This window comes from Klebsiella michiganensis (assembly GCF_015139575.1).
Taxonomy (GTDB): Bacteria; Pseudomonadota; Gammaproteobacteria; order Enterobacterales; family Enterobacteriaceae; genus Klebsiella; species Klebsiella michiganensis.
This window is the reverse complement of record NZ_AP022547.1, coordinates 1,675,798-1,693,773: the sequence shown is the minus strand read 5'-3', so window position 1 is coordinate 1,693,773 and position 17,976 is coordinate 1,675,798. Positions and strand designations below refer to the sequence as shown.

Below are 17,976 nucleotides of genomic sequence, written 5' to 3'. Positions count from 1 at the left end.
TCTGGTGATCCGTTATGATCGTCGCCGCATCCCGTTCGGGGTTAACATTCGCCGCGTTGGCGCTGGCCCTGATGCTTGTTTACACCGGTATCAGCGCAGGGGATAAGCTCACCTGGCTGATGGAAGTGACGCCGGTGATTATCATCGTTCCGCTTTTGCTGGCCACGCGCTCGCGCTATCCGCTGACGCCGCTGCTTTACACGCTGATTTTCTTCCATGCCATCATTTTGATGGTCGGCGGTATGTACACCTACGCGAAAGTGCCCATCGGCTTTGACGTACAGGCGTGGCTGGGACTGAGCCGTAACCCCTATGACAAGCTGGGGCACTTTTTCCAGGGGCTGGTGCCGGCGCTGGCGGCGCGGGAGATTCTGCTGCGCGGCGGCTACGTTCACGGGCGTAAAATGCTCGGTTTCGTGGTCTGCTGTATTGCGCTGGCGATTAGCGCCGTCTATGAACTGATCGAATGGTGGGCGGCGCTGGCGCTGGGACAGGGCGCGGATGAGTTTCTCGGCACCCAGGGCGATCCCTGGGATACCCAGTCGGATATGTTTTGCGCCCTGCTCGGCGCGCTGACCACCGTTTTAGCGCTGGGCCGCTGGCATACGAAGCAGCTACTGAACGTCCAGCGCGTCTGAGTCGGGCATCGCCTGCTGGTTGACCCAGTCACGTAGCGCCCGGCGGGAAATTTTAATTCCGCCGGTTTTCAGCGATTCAGGCAGCCGCAGCCAGCGCACCGGCTGCTGAAAGCGCGCCAGCTTATCGGCGCACCAGCCCGCCAGCGCGGACGGGTCGTCATGCTCGCCGCACTCCACCACCGCCACCGGCCGCTGGCCAAACTCCGCATCATCCTGCGGCACGATGAAAACTTGCGTAATCCACGGATGAGCGCCAATCACCCGCTCCACTTCTTCCGGCTGAATACCTTCTCCGCCGCTAAAAAAGAGGTTGTCCACTCGTCCGAGGATAGTCAGCCTGCCGTGCTCCAGCCGGCCCCGATCGCGAGTGGCGAACCAGCCGTCGGCATTAGCGAGGGGGACCATTTGCCCATCGCGCCAGTAGCCTGCGGCGATGCTGTCCGACCGCAGCCACACTTCGCCATCGACAATCCGCACTTCGCGCCCCGGCAGCGGCTGCCCGACATCCGCCAGGCCGTCCGCCTCCTTGGCGCATACCGTGGAGGCAAACTCGGTGAGGCCGTAGCCGCACCAGCAGCGAATACCGCGCTTACCGGCCTGCTCGGTTAGCGCCACCGGGATCGCCGCGCCGCCGAGCAGAACCGCTTTCAACGACACCTCGGCGTCGCCGCTGAGCAGGCGCCAGAGCTGGGTCGGCACCAGAGAGGCATGGGTACAGCCGCGTAACGCCTGTTCCAGCGGCTGCTTGTCGCGTACCGTCAGGCCTGCGCCAGCTAACAGCCAGCGCCAGAGAATCCCCTGGCCGGAAACGTGAAACAGCGGCAGCGACAGCAGCCAGTCGTCCTGCGGCGCAAAGGGTATCATCGCCAGCACGCCCTCTGCGCTGGCAAGATGGGCGCGAAAAGCGTGCACCGCCGCTTTCGGTAGTCCCGTCGACCCCGAGGTTAGCGTCATGGACGCGATACGATCTTCTCGCCAGGCGACCGCGTGCACGCCGTCGCCGGCGCGCAACGCTAATGGATTAAGCGCCACCGGAAGGTCGCCGCCGTTTAGCACCAGCGCGTGGCGCAGTCCCAGAGACGGCAGCAGTTCCGCCAACAGAGGAGCAGGCAGCTGCGGATTCAGCGGCAGGACGCGCGCGCCACACTGCAGGAGGGCCAGCCACGCCAGCAGAGCATCGGGCTGGTTGTAAGCGCGAAGCAGCACGCCATCGCCGTCGCGAACGCCCTGGGCGTGGAATTCCACCGCCAGCGCATCAATTTGCGCGCACAGTTCCCGCCAGCTTAGCCGCCGCTCGTTCAGGCGCAGCGCCTGAGCCTCTTCCCGCAGCCGCCTCCAGTGGCGCCAGGGCCAGTCGCTAAAGGTCACAGCAGCGGCTCCAGCTCATCAACGTTCAGACACGGCAGCTCGCTTTCCGGCCAAGGGCGCACCAGCTGGGCACGCATCAGGCTCAGCGTGTCCAGACCGGGGATCGTGTCCGGGGTCAGCCAGGCGGCGATTCGCGCCAGCTGCGTCAGGCCAAGGCTCGACTCAATGGCTGAACTGATGACCGCCGTCAGCCCCAGGGCATGCGCCTGCGCCACCTGCTGCCGCACTTTTTGCAGACTCCCGGTCAACGTCGGTTTAATCACCACCGCCCGCAGCCCCGGCTCGGCGGAAAAGGTAAAGTCCGCCTCGCGCAGGCTCTCATCCCAGGCGATAGCGATACCCGTTTGTTGGGCAAAAGCGCGCGAATCATCGCGGTTTTTACAGGGTTCTTCGAGAAAGGCGATGCGGCTGCGATAGTGCGGATCCACGTATTTGGCAAACTGCTGCGCTTTCAGCGGCGTCCAGGCGCGATTAGCGTCGAGGCGTAGCGTCAGATCGGGAATCGCCTCCAGCAGCAGGTTGACCACCATACCGTCGCGCACCGCCTCATACAGGCCGACTTTGACCTTGGCGACTTTTTCGCCGGGCATCAGCGAAAGCCTGGCGAACAGCTCGTCCGGATCGCCGGCGCAGAGCGGCGCCGCGCGATAGTCCGCCGCCTGCGGCAGCTCGCCGCACAGTTCCGCCAGTGCGCAGCTCGCCCCGAAAGCCGCCGACGGCGGCGTTGGCAACGCGCCCTCTTCGCCATCGCGCCAGGCGCTCGCCCACGCCAGCAGCGCCGCCTGCGCCTCATCCAGCGTTTCCAGGCTGAATCCGGGCAGGGGAGAAATTTCCCCCCAGCCTTCGCGCTCGCCGTCGCGCAGGCGCAGAAGCAAACCATCGCGGGTTTTTAACCGCCGTTCACGCAGCACCACTCCCGCGTCCATCGGTAGCTGCCAGCGGTAGACCTGCGCCTGCCGCATTACGGATTCCGTTTAAATTTGCTGAAGTCCGGCTGGCGCTTCTGATTGAAAGCGTTGCGCCCTTCCTGACCCTCTTCGGTCATGTAAAACAGCATGGTGGCGTTACCCGCCAGCTCCTGCAGTCCCGCCTGGCCGTCGCAGTCGGCGTTCAGCGCCGCCTTCAGGCAGCGCAGCGCCATCGGACTGTTCTGCAGCATTTCCCGGCACCAGCGCACGGTCTCTTTTTCCAGGTCCGCCAGCGGCACCACCGTATTCACCAGCCCCATATCCAGCGCCTGCTGCGCGTCGTACTGGCGGCACAGGAACCAGATCTCACGGGCTTTTTTCTGCCCGACGATGCGCGCCATATAGGAGGCGCCCCAGCCGCCGTCGAAAGAGCCGACTTTCGGGCCGGTCTGGCCGAAGATGGCGTTTTCCGCCGCGATAGTCAGATCGCACATCATATGCAGGACGTGGCCGCCGCCGATAGAGTACCCCGCCACCATCGCCACCACCGGTTTCGGGCAGGTGCGGATCTGGCGCTGAAAATCGAGAACGTTGAGGTGATGAACGCCGGAATCATCCTGGTAGCCGCCGTAGTCGCCGCGGACTTTCTGATCGCCGCCGGCGCAAAATGCTTTATCGCCTTCACCGGTCAGAACGATGACGCCAATATTGTCGTCATAGCGGGCATCCGCCAGCGCCTGAATCATCTCTTTGACGGTCAGCGGGCGGAAAGCGTTGCGTACCTGCGGGCGGTTGATGGTAATTTTGGCAATCCCGTCCGCCGATTTTTGGTAACGAATGTCGGTGTAGCCTTCGGAGCAGTCCTGCCATTCAATCGGGGCGTAAAGCATGGCTTCATCAAGAGAGATCATAAAGTGTCCTTCGGTTAACTCGCTAAAAACTGCGCCAGACAAGCCACGACAGCATCGGGGTTTTCCCGATGCGCGTTGTGTCCGGCATGATTAATCACGTGCGCGGTGGCCGATAGCTCATCGACGATGGCGCGAAACTTGCCGTCGCGTTCTCCGCAAAGGTAATGAAAAGGGAAATCGCGCGCCCGTAACGACGCGCGCAGATCGGGTTGTTCCGCCAGCGAGCTGGCCTGCAGCATCGCCGCCAACGCTCCGCCGTTATTGCGGCTGCGTAGCGCAACCAGCGACGCCCGCTGCGCTGCGTCCAGGGAAGCGAAGACCGGCTGCTGATACCAGTCGGCAAAGACCTGGGTCAGCGGCTCGCGGCGAAAGCGTTCAACCCAGGCGGCATCGCTGCGCCGGCGCAGCCTACGCTGGTTATCATCCCCCAGGCCCGGATGCCCCCCCTCGACGACAAGCCCGCAGATCCCTTCGCGCGGCTGGCTGACATAGAACATCGCCACCCGTCCGCCGAGGGAGTATCCCACCAGCCAGTACTTAAGTATGTTGTAACTATTAAGCGTATTCTTAATCAACTCGCTGACATCGGCAAAATGGTTGACGGCAATATGCGCCGAACCGCCGTGGCCCGGCAGGTCAATATAGAGACGCGGATACGCGCCAAACGCCTGCCCCACCGTGCGCCACTCATGACTATCCCCGGCAAAACCGTGCAAAAAGACCAGCCAGGGATAGCCCGGCAGGCCGCTTTCAGCCACCGCGTGCAGCGTCATAGCTGACTCGCCTGCGCCAGCAGCTGCTGAAGCGTTTGCGTACCGTCGGTTTCATTAACCGCCAGCTCAATCAACGTCGCGCCGGGTCCTCGCCAGGCAACGTCCAGCGCCTGCTCCAGCTCATTCCAGTCCGCAGGACGATGGTAAGTCAGATTGAACATCGCCGCCGCGTGCGCGAAATGGATATTCTGCGGCATCAGATAGAACTGGCTGCGCTGCTCCTGCGGCGTGGGCAGCAGAGAAAAAATCTGCCCGCCGTTATTGTTGACGACAATCAGCACCAGCGGCGCGGAGGCCTGACGCAGCAGGGCCAGCGAGTTGAGATCGTAAAGCGCCGAAAGATCGCCGACGATAGCCAGCGTCGGACGCGCGCTGGCGCGCTGCACCCCGGCCGCCGTCGCCAGCAGGCCGTCTATTCCGCTGGCCCCGCGATTGCTGTAGACCGGGTAACCTGCCGGTAGCTGCGACAGCGCGTCAATTAAGCGCACCACCAGGCTGTTGCCGACAAACAGCTGGCCCTGTTCCGGCAGATAGCGCCGGATTCGCTGCGCCAGCGGGGCTTCGCCGAAATCCTCGCTGCTGGCGACCGCCGCCTGCCATGCCTGGCGCGAAAGCTCGGGAATGACGGTGGGCCACGGCTGTCGTTTTTCCGCCGGATGCTGTTCAAGCCAGCGGTCGATGGCGCACACCAGCCGGCGACCGCGATGCTGGGCGGGATCCAGTCGCCCCGGCAAATTATCCACCAGCCAGTACTCTTCGGGTTCGCAGGTGGCCTGCCACTGCAAAACGCGTTTGCTGGTCAGGCTGCTGCCCAGTTGAACAACGATTTGCGCCTGCGCCAGTTCACTGACCGCCTTGCCGTTGCCCAGCCACAGGTCGGCGCAGGGGAGCGGCTGCCCGGTATGCGAGAGCACATCGCCAATCAGCGGCCAGCCGAGGGTTTTCGCCCACTCGGCCACCTTGACGCCCTCTTCCGCGCTCATCCGCCCGGCGACCACCACGCCGCGTTTCTGCCGCCAGAAAAACCAGTCGCGCTGCTTTTCACTTTCCAGATGCAGAGAGTGACGCAGCCAGGGCTTGTCGCTCTGCCACCAGTCGCCGAGCTGCTGCTGCCACTCGGCGCCGGTGTCGTCCATATCGCCATACAGCGGTTCGGCAAACGGGCAGTTAATATGAACGCCGCCGCAGTGTAGCGCGCCGAGCGCCTGGTCGAGGGTCGAGACCAGCCAGCGGGCGGAGATATCCTGCGACGGACGCGGCAGGGATAGCGTCTGCGACGGGTGCGAAGCAAACATGCCCGGCTGGCGAATCGCCTGATTCGCGCCGCAGTCAATCAGCTCCGGCGGCCGGTCGGCGGTCAGTAAAATGAGTTTTTCACCGGTCAGCCCGGCTTCAATCAGCGCCGGATAGAGGTTAGCCGTCGCGGTACCGGAGGTCACAATCACCGCCACCGGCTGACCGCTGGCTTTCGCCAGCCCTAACGCCAGATGGCCGAGGCCGCGTTCGTCAAAGTGGGTATGGTGAATCAATGCGCGGTTTTCCGCCGCCGCCAGGGTTAAAGGTGTCGAGCGCGATCCGGGCGCAATGCAGATATGCTGCACGCCGTGGCGCGTCAATGCTTCAAGGATCACCGCCGCCCAGCGTCGGTTAAATGCGCTTACAGACATGAATTTGTCCAGTATCAAATATTGAGGCTAAGTATAGATAAAGCAAACTGTTGCCGTTTTGATATGCATCGTTTTCTCTATACTTCTGACAGCAGTAACGAACGCAATCCCGCGGCTTTATTTTCAATTTCCTGCCACTCCTGCTCCGGGTCGGAACCGCTGACGATCCCCGCACCGGCGTAGAGTCTGAGCGTACGCTGTTCGATTTTCGCCGAACGCAGAGAAACGCAAAATTCGCTTTGCGCCAGCGACAGATAGCCGGCGGAGCCTGCATACCAGCCGCGGGTAAAAAGCTCATTACGGGTGATAAAATCCAGCGCAACCCGGCGCGGTAAACCAGCAACCGCCGCCGTGGGCTGGAGCTGATGAAGGCAGCGGGCATCGTCAGGCTTCTCCAGCTCGGCCCAAATACAGCGCCGGAGATGCTGTACTTTCCGCAAACGGACAATCTGCGGCGGCAGGACTTCCAGCGCGCGGGTCTCCCCTTGCATCCGCTGACAGATATCCTCCACCACCAGCATATTTTCGCGCTGGTTCTTATCGTCGGCCATCAGCCAGTTACCCAAACGCTGCGCCTGGCGATCGTCCGCATGACTGGCAACGGTTCCCGCCAGCGCTTCGGTACGCAGCAGCGCTCCGCGACGCCGCCACAGCCGTTCCGGCGTAGAGCCCATAAAGGCCTCTTGCGCGTTAAAGACCATCAGGAAGTGGAAGCAGTTAAGGTTGCTGCGGCGGCTGGCCGCCATAATCGCTCCGGCGTTTAACGGAGCGGCGAAGTGCAAATCGGTGGCGCGAGCCAGCACCACTTTATCCATCTCCCCCGCCGCTATCGCCTGCGTCGCCTGCGCAATCAGCTCTCTCCACTGCGGATAAGCCGGGAAATGCTGTTCGCTCAGCAGAGAGGGCATCGCGGTAGCCTGCGCCTGTTTCGCCACCAGCGAATCGAGAAATTCACGTGCCGCACGGGCATCGTCACGGAGCGAGGTCTCGCTATATAACACCAGGCGTAGCGTGGCGCTGCCGCCCAGCCGACGCCACTCCAGCCTCGGCAAGATCAACAGACCCTGCTGAGGATGAAAGGCGTTAAGGCCGCAAATTCGCAAATCTTCACGCCCCTGCTGGCGCAAAAAAGCGTGCGCCTGCTCAAGGGAAGCAAAGATTTGCACCGCCCCCAGCGCGGCCAGCTCTTCATCGCCGCTGCGCTGCTGCCAGTAGAACTGCGGCCACTGCGGCTGATGCGTGCACCACAGAAGGGGATCAAATGCGTCATTCAGCGCGAAGGGGACATCGAAAATTCGCGTGCCGGGCAAGGGCGGGAACGCTTCATCCAGGCAGCGATACAGGCTTTCCAGCGCGGTGGATACAGACAGCACGCAAACCTCCACGGAGTAAAAACCCCACATTATACGGGGTACTACTGAGGAATAGCAGTACCCACGATGAGGGAGCGGTTTTTAATTAGCGCGGCGGTTAGTGGGTGGCGATTTCGAACGCCATGCCGATATGGTCGATGCCGTCCTCGTCGTAAACCTCGGTCACCGGCACAAAACCGAAGCTGGCGTAGAATTTTTGCAGGTGCGCCTGGGCGCCAAGATAGATAGCCTTTTGCGGCCAGTGTTGCCGGCAGCTGGCCAGCGCCTGTTCCATCAGCTGATAGCCCAGCTTCTCGCCGCGTACCGCCTGGCTGACAATCACCCGGCCAATCACCACCGGTTCAAACTCATCATCGCTCTTGAGAATGCGCGCGTAGGCTACCAGCTCATCGCCGCGCCAGCCGAGAAGATGGCGATTCTCCCCCACCAGATCGTCGCCGTCGACGTCCTGATAGGCGCAGGTTTGTTCGACAACGAACACCGCACAGCGTAATTTCAGCACGGCGTAGAGCTGTGGGACGGTCAGTTCACCGTGGTGAAGATCCTGCCATGTAATCATCTGCGCTTCCTTAATTAATTTTAACCCTAAATAATTCAAGTGGCATGAAGGCGGCCAGCGAGCTAATCCCCAGGAGCTTACATGAGTAAGTGACTGGGGTGAACGAGTGCAGCCAACACACATGCAACTTGAAGTATGACGGGTATACTTTGTTTTTTGACTCACGCCCTAAGGACACTGGACGATGGAATTACTCTTTTTGGGGACATCCGCTGGCGTGCCTACCCGTACGCGTAATATGACGTCGATAGTGCTGAATTTGCAACAGCCAACAATGGCTGAGATGTGGCTGTTCGACTGCGGGGAGGGAACTCAGCATCAGTTTCTGCGCACCCCTTACCATCCCGGCAAGCTGAATAAGATTTTTATTACGCATTTACATGGCGATCATCTCTTCGGTCTCCCCGGCCTGCTGTGCAGCCGCTCGATGCAGGGTAATTCTCTGCCGCTGACGCTGTACGGACCGAAAGGACTTAAAGCGTTCGTGGAAACCGCGCTGCGCCTCAGCGGTTCCTGGACCGATTACCCGCTGACGATTATCGAAGTCGGGCCGGGACTGGTGCTCGATGAAGCCGGCTTCCGGGTCACCGCCTGGCCGCTCAACCACCCGGTCGAATGCTACGGCTATCGTATCGAACAGCATGATAAGCCGGGCACCCTTGACGCCGCGCAGCTTATCGCCGAAGGCGTGCCTCCCGGTCCGTTATTTCAGCGCTTAAAACAGGGATTAACGGTTGAGCTGGAAGATGGAAGGCGGATTGACGGCAGCCGCTACCTTGGCCCGGCAACGCCGGGTAAGAAGCTGGCTATTTTCGGCGATACCGCCCCCTGCGAGGCGGCGCGGGAGCTGGCCTGCGGCGTGGATGTCATGGTTCACGAGGTGACGCTCGAACAGGCGATGGCGGAAAAAGCGAACAGCCGCGGGCATTCAACCAGCCAGCAAACGGCGGCGCTGGCGCGCGACGCGGGCGTCGGCACGCTTATCGCCACCCACTTTAGCTCTCGCTATGACGCTGAAGGCTGCCAGCGTCTGCTGGCAGAGTGCAGAGAGATATTTCCGTCTACCGTGCTGGCGGAGGATTTCATGGCGTATAGCGTAGAATAAAAAAGCGGCGTACCGCGGCAGAGAGACGCCGCGAATACGCCAGCCATTACTCTTCAGCGTAGCTGTTATAACGCAGAATAGATTTTAAATTGCGATAGCCCAGGTAATCCTGGATCGAGTCGTCATCAATTCCTTTTTTTCCCAGCTCATAGCCGCACGCGTGGCGCAGCATCCTGGGATGAATATTTTGCTTCAGCTTCGCCAGCTCGCAGCACTCGCGAATAATTTGATAAAAACGCTGGCGCGTCATCTGATTGCCCCGGGAAGAGATAAACAGCAAATCGTTATGAGCCGGGTAACACTCTCTGGCCAGTAGCCAGCGCTGTAATGAGATAATTTCTTTGGGTTGTAAGGGATGATACCCAGAGATACCGTGACGCGCCCGGCGAATATAAACCCGTTTTCGCGACAGGTCGACATCCCGCAAGGTCAAGGCGGTAATTTCGTTAATCCGACAACCGTGCAAAAAACACATCTGGATCATGCAGCTATTTCTTTCCGGGTGCGCACAATAATGTGCAGCAAGTACCAGACGCTCAACGTCCTTGACGCTAAGATATTCCGTATCTACCTGCATACGTTATTCCTTTTCATCCATTTGACTATAAAATTACTGATAGGTAAATGTCAGCTGTACAATAGACTCAAATTTACCCACCGTTGCTCCACCCCGGGTTGAATATAAACGGGCAGCCAGCGGGAATACGCCTTTCCCGGTACTGCCGTCGATAGCAATACTCATCTGGTCCTGATTTTTATAAAGAGTAGAGTGATCGCTACTGGTGATTTGCAGTGCGATATTCTGCGCCGCATCGCTGGCGGCCATATTGGCAAAATGTCTGGCATCATCAACGTCGATAACGCCGTCAAATTTTACCGTTGCTTTTGTTGTCCCCGCCGGGCAGTTTGCGACATTCAGGTAAAAGGATTTCCACTCTGAAGCGTTGCCGGCCGTTTGAAAGTCAATATTCAGGAGCGGGCCAAAATCAACCTCTTGATACTTCGTGTCGGTACTGACGTCACAGGGGAGATAATAAATATTGCCGGTAATATTCAAAGGGATCCCGCCCGAGGATGAAAAAACAGGCAGCAATAATGCCAGCCATAGCGTCTTTTTCATTATCTACTCCTGCTATTCAATTTCTGCCTGAATGGTTGCCGTAGCGGTAAAGCCTCCGCCGCTGGGTAAATTCCCGGTGGTATTAATCGGATAAATTTTCATAGTGGTGTCCCCGGTCTGACTCGGGTAATTAAAATTGACCGGCAGCAGACCTGAAATGACCGGTATTTTGACGCCGGTAATATTTTCAATGCGCACCGCAATATCGCGATTGGTAGTCGCCAGCGCAGTGCTATCGTTAGTATCCGCCATTCCCTGGAACGACAGCGCGATTTTTACCCCGGCGGAAATATTGGTACAGGCCACCGTCATATTAACAACATGTGGAGAGAAGTCCTTCGGCATCTGGCCCGCGGTTTTAAAATGGTTGGCGGCAATATCCTCAAAATCAATATTAATCGCTTTACCGGTATTAATCTCGCAGGACTGCGGAACCGTTACCGACCCGCTCATTGAAATTTGCGTCAGGGGGATACCGCTGTAGCTGCCCGTTTTTCGCGTCCCGTAAACACTCAGGATAACCGTCGGAGGGATCGTCACCTGGCCAACAAAAGGCCGGGTAAAATAAAGCGAAATATATCCCAGTGACCCTGTGTCAAAAATGGAGCCGCCGGGATTACAGGCAAAACCTTGATTATTCTGATTACTCTTATCCTCAATCGGCGTAGGAATATACTTATTCACGCCCCCTGCAATAAATAACTCGGTGGCAATTTCCAGGTATTTATTTAGCTGGTAATAATTTAATCCATTGCGGCTTTGCGTCGCGGTAAGGCCTGGCACCGTGGCTTTAAAATACGTCACCCCGCTGGCGTTATCACAGTCACACTTTGCCTTGTAGGTTCCCCCGGTACTCCAGTGGTACAAACGGGAAAACTCCATTCCGGCCTGATTTTGTGAGGGATTAGTAAAGCTTTCAATAAATGAAAAGCTGTCCTGAAAAGGCGCCCCGCCATTACCGGTATTCTGACACCACCCGGTTGCCGCCATCGCCTGCGGCGCGATCGCCAGCGCCGTCAGGCCCGCTAATATTCCCCATGAAAATCGTTTCATTGTCTCTGCATCCTTTCGATTATCGGCATTGCGCCTGGGCCACAATAATGCCGGTAAGTTCTTTTGCTGACGGCAGCGCATAGTGGATCTGGCAGCGGTCTTGCGTCCCGGAGCCCCACTTCACGTTGAGTACGCCGTTAGATTCCAGTCCGGTCAGGTAGACCTGTCCGCCATCGCCAACGATAAACGCCTGCTCAGAGGATGCCGCCCCGGGGACGCTGACCATGGCCCCGAAAGGCAGGGGTTGCCCGTTCTCCAGGCGTACCGTCATCAGTACCCGGTTACCCACGCTGGTGGCATAATTTGCGCGAACCACCGCCCCACGGGTAGGCACGACCGTCTGCGTCGCCAACTCGAGGTCGACATCGTCCGGCATCGTTGTGGTATCGAGCGTCAGGATATTCTTACGATACGGCGAGGCGTAAGGCACGACGGTATACCCTCTCCAGTCGGTTCTGACCCCTGTCTGGCTATTCACGCCGACGCCGGCGGCGCCGGGCGCCTTGATGAGAGCGACGGTTTCGCCGAAAGGCTGCCCCAGCGTCAGGCCGTTTTCATGTACCAGCGCTCCGCCGCGCAGAGCGTAGTTCAGCCGATGGCTGTATTTATCATGGCTGTAGCCGCCGGTAAGTTCAGCATAGGTTGCGCGCCAGTCCGCATTGACGCTGCCGCTCTCCCCTCTTCCCTGGCTGGTGTAGCCTTCCTGCACGCTCCAGCTCAGGTTATTACGCTCCAGCAAGGTGCCGGAGAGGCCCAGATTGTTGCTGGTGGAGCCATTTTTGCTGCTGTTCAGGGAGTAGTTGGCATAAACCGGCTTCGGTAGCCATTCCCCCAAAGGTACGCTGATGCTCAGGGCAAAAAGGTGGTCTTCGTCATTACGCTTACCGGTGTTCTGGTCGGTCGTATTGCGGTTATAGCTGTAGTTCATGCTATAGCTGATGCCGCGCCAGCTATTGTTGTATCCGACGCCCACTGACTCCATAGTGCGGCCGGTATTCCAGTAATCTTCGCGAATATAGCTCAGCGACAGCGACCCCATTTCTTCGCCAAGGCTCTGGCTGATCGTCACCTCCCCGCGGTTGCGCCGCCGTTCAATAGAAGGCGTGTAGTTGTCATCCCGATAGGTATCCAGCACTTCCTGCATATCCCAGTAACCGCTGGTCGCATAGCGATATCCCGCCAGGCTTACGTTAGTCCCCAGGCCCGGGAGGTCTTTGCTGTAACGCAGACGTACCGACTGCCCGCTCTCTTTATCTTTATCCTGTCGGGTCGACCAGGCCTGGATGATATCGGTCGATACGGCGCCCAGTTCACCGAGGTTTTTCCCCATTCCCAGCGCCACCGACTGGTACTTACTGCTAAACTGGCCGCCGCCGTACAGGGTTAACCCCCAGGGCAAGCCGTAGATTGCCGTCGCCTGCGTGAGGGGCGTTTCGTCAATGCTGTTGTCGTAGGCGCGATACACGCCGGAGGTCATGCTATATTTCAGCCGCCCTTCGCGCTGCAGGACAGGGAGCGAAGCGTAAGGTACGATCAGGTTCTGCTCGCTGCCGTCCGCCTCTTTGATGGTGACGGCTAAATCACCAGAGCCGCCGGTCGGGTACATATCGGTGATTTCAAAAGCGCCAGGCGCGACGTAGGTCTGGTAAATCTCATAGCCGTTCTGGCGAATAATGACCTGAGCATTAGTGCGCGCAATCCCGCGAACGACGGGCGCGTAGCCGCGCAGGCTTTCCGGCAGCATATCGTCATCGGAAGCCAGCATCGCCCCGCGAAAGGGAACACCCTCAAAAACGTCGGCGTCCGTGCTGCTATCGCCCAGCGTCATCACCCCCTGTAGCGATTTGATGTTGCGCTGCGCATAAGTATAAACCGTGTCCCAACTATTACTGGACTCTCCCCCGCTGCTGCTGCGCGACCAGGTCGTGTAGTTACGTAAACGCCACGGCCCGACGTTGATACCGGGGCGCAGGTTAACGTATTGATTATCGCTGTCCGGCGTATCGTTCTGACGTGACCAGTTATTTGCCCCGCTAAAGGAGTAATTCAGCAGGATCGCCGGCACCCCCTCATCCCACTGTTTCGGATCCACCCAGCCGCGGGCGGCGCTGGTCACCGCCGCCTGCGGGAAGCTCAATAGCAGGCGCTGCTGGCTGAAGCGAAAATCGGATTTTGCCTGCGGTATCACGCTGATATCCGCGCAGCCGGGCGATCTGCGGCCCAGCTCTGGAAATTGGGAGACGCGCACGCCCCATTCGGCCAAATCGTTTACCGTCAGGCAAGGCTGTAATTCCGTTATTCCCGGCCCTTTGCTCTGCTGAAAAACCACATCGCGGGTGTCCATAAAAACGTTATTAAGATAAATATCTACCCGATAGGTCCCCGGCAGCTGTCCGCCAGCCTGCTCGTAAGCGGATAAATCCCTGACGCCCGTATGAGGGCCGTCCATTTCCAACAGGGCCGGGTTAAAAACCTCCCGCGCCAGGACATCTTCACACAGCGGTAGCAGCGCAACGGCCAGAGCGCCGGCTATCCGGTTAAGCCGCCATTTATTATGATTATTTTTCATTTTCCCTGGAACTCCCTGGCCTGAAAGCCTTTACAAATTCGCGTGGTGCAGCGCGCCGGTACCGCCATAATCGTTAATCAGTTTCCACTGCAAAGCGCCCGCGCTAACGCCCGGCAGTTGAAAGCGCGCCGTTTCCCCCGGCCCCACCCAATTGGCCTCTTTAACTTCGGCACCCCCCACTTTGACCTCGGCAAAATTCATATAAAAGGCGGTGGGATTCATGACCTGTAGCGTATTGCCGCTGCGCGTCCAGCGAAGCTGCTCCGTCACCATCTCCGGCGTTCCCTCAACGGATTTAGGTCGATAAATTAATTTGATGCGCGTTTTGATAGCGATCTGTAGGGTATTGGCGCCGGCTTTAGCCTGCGAGGAGGGAATCGCTTTGATGTTCATCCAGAACATACTTTCTTTATTTTCCGGTAAGCCGCCGCTGTAAATTACCCGCAGTCGGGTTTGCTGCTCGCCCTCAAGGCGAAATAAAGGCGGCGTTAACAGAAAAGGGGCTGCGCCCTTATTACTTTCAACCCAGCTTTGAATGAGATAAGGCGTAGCATCATTATTAGTTACGCTCAGTGAGGACTCTTTTTTACCGCCGGGATAAATCAGACGAGTACCGCCGGTCACCACGCCCGCATGCGCCGCAGCGCCGACCAACAGCCATCCAGCTATTAGCACTTTCAGGTATTTTTGCATCTCCAGCTCCCTGGAAAAGCGAGCCACATAGGGCTCGCTAACACTGTCATATAGACGGAAAATTAGTTATAGCTGATGGTAAAGTTGGCTGTACCGTCAGCTTTACCCGCAACGATAGTGCTTTCAGTCTGGATATAACGGACGCGGAACGGCAGATCGATATTGCCGGTAGCGGGGATGGTCAGGCTGGCAGAACGCGTATAGAGCGGCAGCGTCGCGTTGCTGCTGGCGTCAACCAGCTGCAGGGCTACGCCTGCGGCAACGTCAGGATCGGTACCCGCTCCGGTCAGCTGCAGTTTATCATTATCACCGTTGACGTTAGCGCCGGAGAACAGTACCGATGCTTTGGTGACGGTAGTCGGGCAGTTTTCCAGTTTAATCGCGAAATTCTGTTCAGCCGCAGTAGACCCCGTACCGCTAAACGCGGTCTTGGCAATCTGCCCCATCTGAACTTCCAGCGGGTTGGACAGGTCGTTCACCACGTCGCAGCCCGCATCGATAATATCGCCGATAAACTTCACCTGACCGTCATCCGCCAGCGCAGCACCAGAGAACGCCGCGCAACCGGCGACAACAGCAGCAAGTAATGTTTTTTTCATGATTTATCCTTTTCAATGCAGTCGATGCATTAACTTATAAGCGCAATACCCTGCGCATCCTTTTATTTACGTTTGATATTAATAACGCAACAAAACATTGACCCATAAAATGGATATAATATTTTGAAGTGGTCATTATGTATCAATATGACCACTTCAATTAATTAGAATATAAATTGCCAGGGAAGGCGTTTTTGATTTCATATTTATCAGGAAAAATCCCAATAAACACGATAAAAAGCTAAAGAATGAGAGGCGGAACAAACCATACATAAAGCCAATTAAAACAATTAAAAAATAAATGACACCTATACTTAATATAACTATATGAAAATAATAGTAAAAAATATTGTTAATCATAAATTGACATTGTTACTACCTGTGGATAGCATAGGAGTCAGTTTGATACAAAATGACTATTCCGTTTACCAAACTTCTCTAAACCTCGCATCGTTACTGGCTGTATAGATAACCGTGTGCTGAATATTCCGGTGTCCAAGAAAGTCCTGAATTAATCGCGTATCCACCCCCTTATTAGCCAGCGCGAAACCGCATGCGTGGCGCAGCATATGCGGATGCGCGTTGATTTCCAGCTGGGCGACGAGGCTCAGGTTCTTCATCATCTGGTATATTCTCTGCCGGGATAAAGGCTGGCCATTTCGTGACAGAAAGAGCCAGCCAGAATTATTTCCGGGATAATTATCACGCACGCGCAGCCATTCGTTGAGTACCTTTACCTCTTGTTTATAAATAGGATGAGTGGTTGAAAAGCCGTTCTTCAGTCGACGAATATAAATGACCCCGCTTTGAATATCGATATCAGAGAGCTTCCAGTGACGAATTTCGCTCACTCGACAACCATGATTAAAACACATCCACAGTAAACAGACATCGCGCTCCGGGTTTGCTCCCCGCCTGGCCGCTTCAACCAAACGCTGAACCTCCCCGACAGTCAAATGCTTACGTCTTGTTTTCATTCACTTTCTCCATCTACAAAACACAATAGCGTGCGTAGTAATAATAGTACGGAAAATAAGAGGATGAGTGGAAACGTAAAGTGAGATTAATATGATAAAAAGCATGAATAATACGAAAAAGAGTAAAGAAAGCGCCTGGCGCTTTTGCGTAGATAAAAAAAGGACCGCCGAAGCGATCCTTTTCTCTGGCTAAAGATAGCATTACATCAGCGGCGTAGCCAATTGTACGATGCTGATGAGCGGCTGCGGCCAAACGCCCAGCACCAGCACCAGCAGCGCGGAGATGAGCACCACGATGCCTCCGGCGCTGTACTGCCAGTTAGACGGCGCATCGCGATTCAGTTTCTCCGGCGCGCTCAGATAGAGGCTTACCGCCACGCGCAGGTAGTAGTAGAGGCCAATCGCTGAACCCACCACTACCGCGCCGACCAGCCACCACAGGTGCGCATGCACACCCACCGCCAGCACGTAGAACTTACCGATAAAGCCCAGCGTCATCGGAATACCGGCAAGAGACAGCATCATCACCGTCATTACCGCCGACAGAATCGGACGATGCCAGAACAGGCCACGGTAGGAGTAGAGCGAATCGGCATCCGGGCCGCGGTACGGGCTGGACATCAGACTCACCACGCCGAACGCGCCGAGGCTGCTGAACAGGTACCCTGCCAGATAAACGCCCACCGCTTCCATCGACATCTCACCGCTCTGCAGAGCAATCAGCGCCACCAGCAGATAGCCAAGATGAGAAATGGAAGAGTAGCCGAGCAGACGTTTAATATTGGTCTGGCTCAGGGCCATCAGGTTCCCGAAGATAATCGAAGCAAAGGCGATCAGGCCCAGCACCACGCGTACCGCCTCGCTGTCGCCCACCGGCATATAGAGGAACAGGCGCATGACCACGCCAAAGATGGCGATTTTACTGGCGGTCGCCAGGAAGGTGGAAACCGGAGCAGGCGCGCCCTGGTATACGTCCGGCGTCCACAGATGGAACGGCACCAGCGACAGCTTAAAGCCGAGACCGACAATCATCAGACCGAGACCAGCCAGCAGCAGCGGCTCGTGCAGCATGCCATCCGTCAGGCTCTTACCGAGCGCCAGGAAGGAGAGGTTACCGGAGTTGGCATACACCAGCGCCATACCGAACAGCAGAAACGAAGAGGCAACGGCGGACAGAATCGTATATTTGATACTGGCTTCCAGCGAACGTTTCTGGCGGAAGGCGTAGCCCACCAGGCCGAACAGCGGCAGCGAAATCAGCTCAATGCCGAGGAACAGCGCCGCCAGATGGTTAGCGCCCGCCAGCAGAATACCGCCCAGCGCGGCGATCAGCACCAGAAGATAGAACTCTTCTTTGTTGTCCTTGTAACCCTCAAGCCACGGGTAGGCGAAAGTACAGGTGGCGAGGCTCGCCAGCAGCACCAGCCCGGTATAGAGCATCGCGTAACCGTCAACGCGAATCAGCGGCGTGACGTCCATCGCTCCGTTCTGACCCACGAACCAGAGTGATATCAGCGCGGCGTTCAGGCCGAGAACCGACAGCGTGGCATTGAGGAAATGATTGCGTCGCCACGCAATGGAGAGCATCACAACCACCACCGTCAAGCCGACGATCAGCAGCGGTAGCAGTGCGATCAGTTGTTGTGGAGTTATTGTCATGGCG

At 57.5% G+C, this 17,976-nt stretch carries 17 protein-coding genes; 2 read left to right on the top strand and 15 right to left on the bottom strand.

Going from position 1 to position 17,976, the window contains the following annotated elements; translation table 11 throughout:
• Positions 1–14: 14 nt before the first annotated feature.
• Positions 15–638 (top strand): DUF2238 domain-containing protein, encoded by a 624-nt coding sequence (locus JLG71_RS08115; RefSeq protein WP_200914071.1) that lies wholly within the window; start codon positions 15–17, stop codon positions 636–638.
• Here JLG71_RS08115 and menE read toward each other — a convergent pair.
• From menE to JLG71_RS08080, 7 genes are all read right to left on the bottom strand, one after another.
• Positions 615–2,006, bottom strand: a complete 1,392-nt coding sequence (gene menE / locus JLG71_RS08110; RefSeq protein WP_064374512.1) for an o-succinylbenzoate--CoA ligase — start codon at positions 2,004–2,006, stop codon at positions 615–617. The two genes, JLG71_RS08115 and menE, sit on opposite strands and share 24 nt — an antisense overlap.
• Positions 2,003–2,968: an o-succinylbenzoate synthase gene (gene menC / locus JLG71_RS08105; protein ID WP_200914069.1), complete on the bottom strand. Its 966-nt coding sequence runs from the start codon at positions 2,966–2,968 to the stop codon at positions 2,003–2,005. The genes menE and menC overlap by 4 nt, the downstream gene beginning before the upstream one ends.
• Entirely contained in the window at positions 2,968–3,825 is an 858-nt protein-coding gene (gene menB / locus JLG71_RS08100) for a 1,4-dihydroxy-2-naphthoyl-CoA synthase (RefSeq protein WP_004123101.1), read from the bottom strand. The genes menC and menB overlap by 1 nt, the downstream gene beginning before the upstream one ends.
• A 14-nt stretch (positions 3,826–3,839) precedes the next feature.
• The gene (menH, locus tag JLG71_RS08095) at positions 3,840–4,598 is read right to left on the bottom strand and encodes a 2-succinyl-6-hydroxy-2,4-cyclohexadiene-1-carboxylate synthase (RefSeq protein WP_200914067.1); all 759 of its coding nucleotides are present in this window, start codon (positions 4,596–4,598) and stop codon (positions 3,840–3,842) included.
• Positions 4,595–6,265 (bottom strand): 2-succinyl-5-enolpyruvyl-6-hydroxy-3-cyclohexene-1-carboxylic-acid synthase, encoded by a 1,671-nt coding sequence (gene menD, locus JLG71_RS08090; protein ID WP_200914065.1) that lies wholly within the window; start codon positions 6,263–6,265, stop codon positions 4,595–4,597. Before menD ends, menH begins: the two co-directional genes overlap by 4 nt.
• Before the next feature lie 77 nt (positions 6,266–6,342).
• Positions 6,343–7,638: an isochorismate synthase MenF gene (gene menF / locus JLG71_RS08085; protein WP_038423075.1), complete on the bottom strand. Its 1,296-nt coding sequence runs from the start codon at positions 7,636–7,638 to the stop codon at positions 6,343–6,345.
• A gap of 97 nt (positions 7,639–7,735) precedes the next feature.
• A complete protein-coding gene (locus tag JLG71_RS08080) occupies positions 7,736–8,197 on the bottom strand; it encodes a GNAT family N-acetyltransferase (RefSeq protein WP_004852808.1) in 462 nt (153 codons plus the stop codon).
• Positions 8,198–8,381: 184 nt separating this feature from the next.
• Between JLG71_RS08080 and rnz the strand changes: the two genes are divergently transcribed.
• On the top strand, positions 8,382–9,302 hold the full coding sequence (rnz, locus tag JLG71_RS08075) for a ribonuclease Z (protein WP_014230243.1): 921 nt from the start codon (positions 8,382–8,384) through the stop codon (positions 9,300–9,302).
• Positions 9,303–9,348: 46 nt separating this feature from the next.
• On the opposite strand, the gene JLG71_RS08070 is transcribed toward rnz, so the two are convergent.
• The 8 genes from JLG71_RS08070 to nuoN form a co-directional block, all read right to left on the bottom strand.
• Positions 9,349–9,879: a tyrosine-type recombinase/integrase gene (locus JLG71_RS08070; RefSeq protein ID WP_025106684.1), complete on the bottom strand. Its 531-nt coding sequence runs from the start codon at positions 9,877–9,879 to the stop codon at positions 9,349–9,351.
• 33 nt (positions 9,880–9,912) lie between these two features.
• Entirely contained in the window at positions 9,913–10,422 is a 510-nt protein-coding gene (locus JLG71_RS08065) for a fimbrial protein (RefSeq protein WP_200914063.1), read from the bottom strand.
• Between the two features lie 12 nt (positions 10,423–10,434).
• Positions 10,435–11,475, bottom strand: a complete 1,041-nt coding sequence (locus JLG71_RS08060) for a fimbrial protein (protein ID WP_032750734.1) — start codon at positions 11,473–11,475, stop codon at positions 10,435–10,437.
• Positions 11,476–11,494: 19 nt separating this feature from the next.
• A complete protein-coding gene (locus tag JLG71_RS08055; RefSeq protein ID WP_200914061.1) occupies positions 11,495–14,044 on the bottom strand; it encodes a fimbria/pilus outer membrane usher protein in 2,550 nt (849 codons plus the stop codon).
• 30 nt (positions 14,045–14,074) lie between these two features.
• On the bottom strand, positions 14,075–14,737 hold the full coding sequence (locus tag JLG71_RS08050) for a fimbrial biogenesis chaperone (protein WP_014230248.1): 663 nt from the start codon (positions 14,735–14,737) through the stop codon (positions 14,075–14,077).
• Positions 14,738–14,799: 62 nt separating this feature from the next.
• Positions 14,800–15,336 carry a fimbrial protein gene (locus JLG71_RS08045; RefSeq protein ID WP_200914059.1) on the bottom strand — a complete coding sequence of 179 codons (537 nt, stop codon included), beginning with the start codon at positions 15,334–15,336 and terminating at the stop codon, positions 14,800–14,802.
• Positions 15,337–15,761: 425 nt separating this feature from the next.
• Entirely contained in the window at positions 15,762–16,313 is a 552-nt protein-coding gene (locus JLG71_RS08040; RefSeq protein ID WP_025106679.1) for a tyrosine-type DNA invertase, read from the bottom strand.
• Positions 16,314–16,514: 201 nt separating this feature from the next.
• A complete protein-coding gene (gene nuoN, locus JLG71_RS08035; protein WP_004852828.1) occupies positions 16,515–17,972 on the bottom strand; it encodes an NADH-quinone oxidoreductase subunit NuoN in 1,458 nt (485 codons plus the stop codon).
• Positions 17,973–17,976 lie beyond the last annotated feature (4 nt).

Bases quoted from the DNA above. Each gene is read 5' to 3' on its own strand.
- JLG71_RS08115 (WP_200914071.1), top strand. From the start codon at position 15: ATGATCGTCGCCGCATCCCGTTCGGGGTTAACATTCGCCGCGTTGGCG.
- menC (WP_200914069.1), bottom strand. From the start codon at position 2,968: ATGCGGCAGGCGCAGGTCTACCGCTGGCAGCTACCGATGGACGCGGGA.
- menB (WP_004123101.1), bottom strand. From the start codon at position 3,825: ATGATCTCTCTTGATGAAGCCATGCTTTACGCCCCGATTGAATGGCAG.
- menH (WP_200914067.1), bottom strand. From the start codon at position 4,598: ATGACGCTGCACGCGGTGGCTGAAAGCGGCCTGCCGGGCTATCCCTGG.
- menD (WP_200914065.1), bottom strand. From the start codon at position 6,265: ATGTCTGTAAGCGCATTTAACCGACGCTGGGCGGCGGTGATCCTTGAA.
- JLG71_RS08080 (WP_004852808.1), bottom strand. From the start codon at position 8,197: ATGATTACATGGCAGGATCTTCACCACGGTGAACTGACCGTCCCACAG.
- rnz (WP_014230243.1), top strand. From the start codon at position 8,382: ATGGAATTACTCTTTTTGGGGACATCCGCTGGCGTGCCTACCCGTACG.
- JLG71_RS08070 (WP_025106684.1), bottom strand. From the start codon at position 9,879: ATGCAGGTAGATACGGAATATCTTAGCGTCAAGGACGTTGAGCGTCTG.
- JLG71_RS08065 (WP_200914063.1), bottom strand. From the start codon at position 10,422: ATGAAAAAGACGCTATGGCTGGCATTATTGCTGCCTGTTTTTTCATCC.
- JLG71_RS08060 (WP_032750734.1), bottom strand. From the start codon at position 11,475: ATGAAACGATTTTCATGGGGAATATTAGCGGGCCTGACGGCGCTGGCG.
- JLG71_RS08055 (WP_200914061.1), bottom strand. From the start codon at position 14,044: ATGAAAAATAATCATAATAAATGGCGGCTTAACCGGATAGCCGGCGCT.
- JLG71_RS08050 (WP_014230248.1), bottom strand. From the start codon at position 14,737: ATGCAAAAATACCTGAAAGTGCTAATAGCTGGATGGCTGTTGGTCGGC.
- JLG71_RS08045 (WP_200914059.1), bottom strand. From the start codon at position 15,336: ATGAAAAAAACATTACTTGCTGCTGTTGTCGCCGGTTGCGCGGCGTTC.
- JLG71_RS08040 (WP_025106679.1), bottom strand. From the start codon at position 16,313: ATGAAAACAAGACGTAAGCATTTGACTGTCGGGGAGGTTCAGCGTTTG.
- nuoN (WP_004852828.1), bottom strand. From the start codon at position 17,972: ATGACAATAACTCCACAACAACTGATCGCACTGCTACCGCTGCTGATC.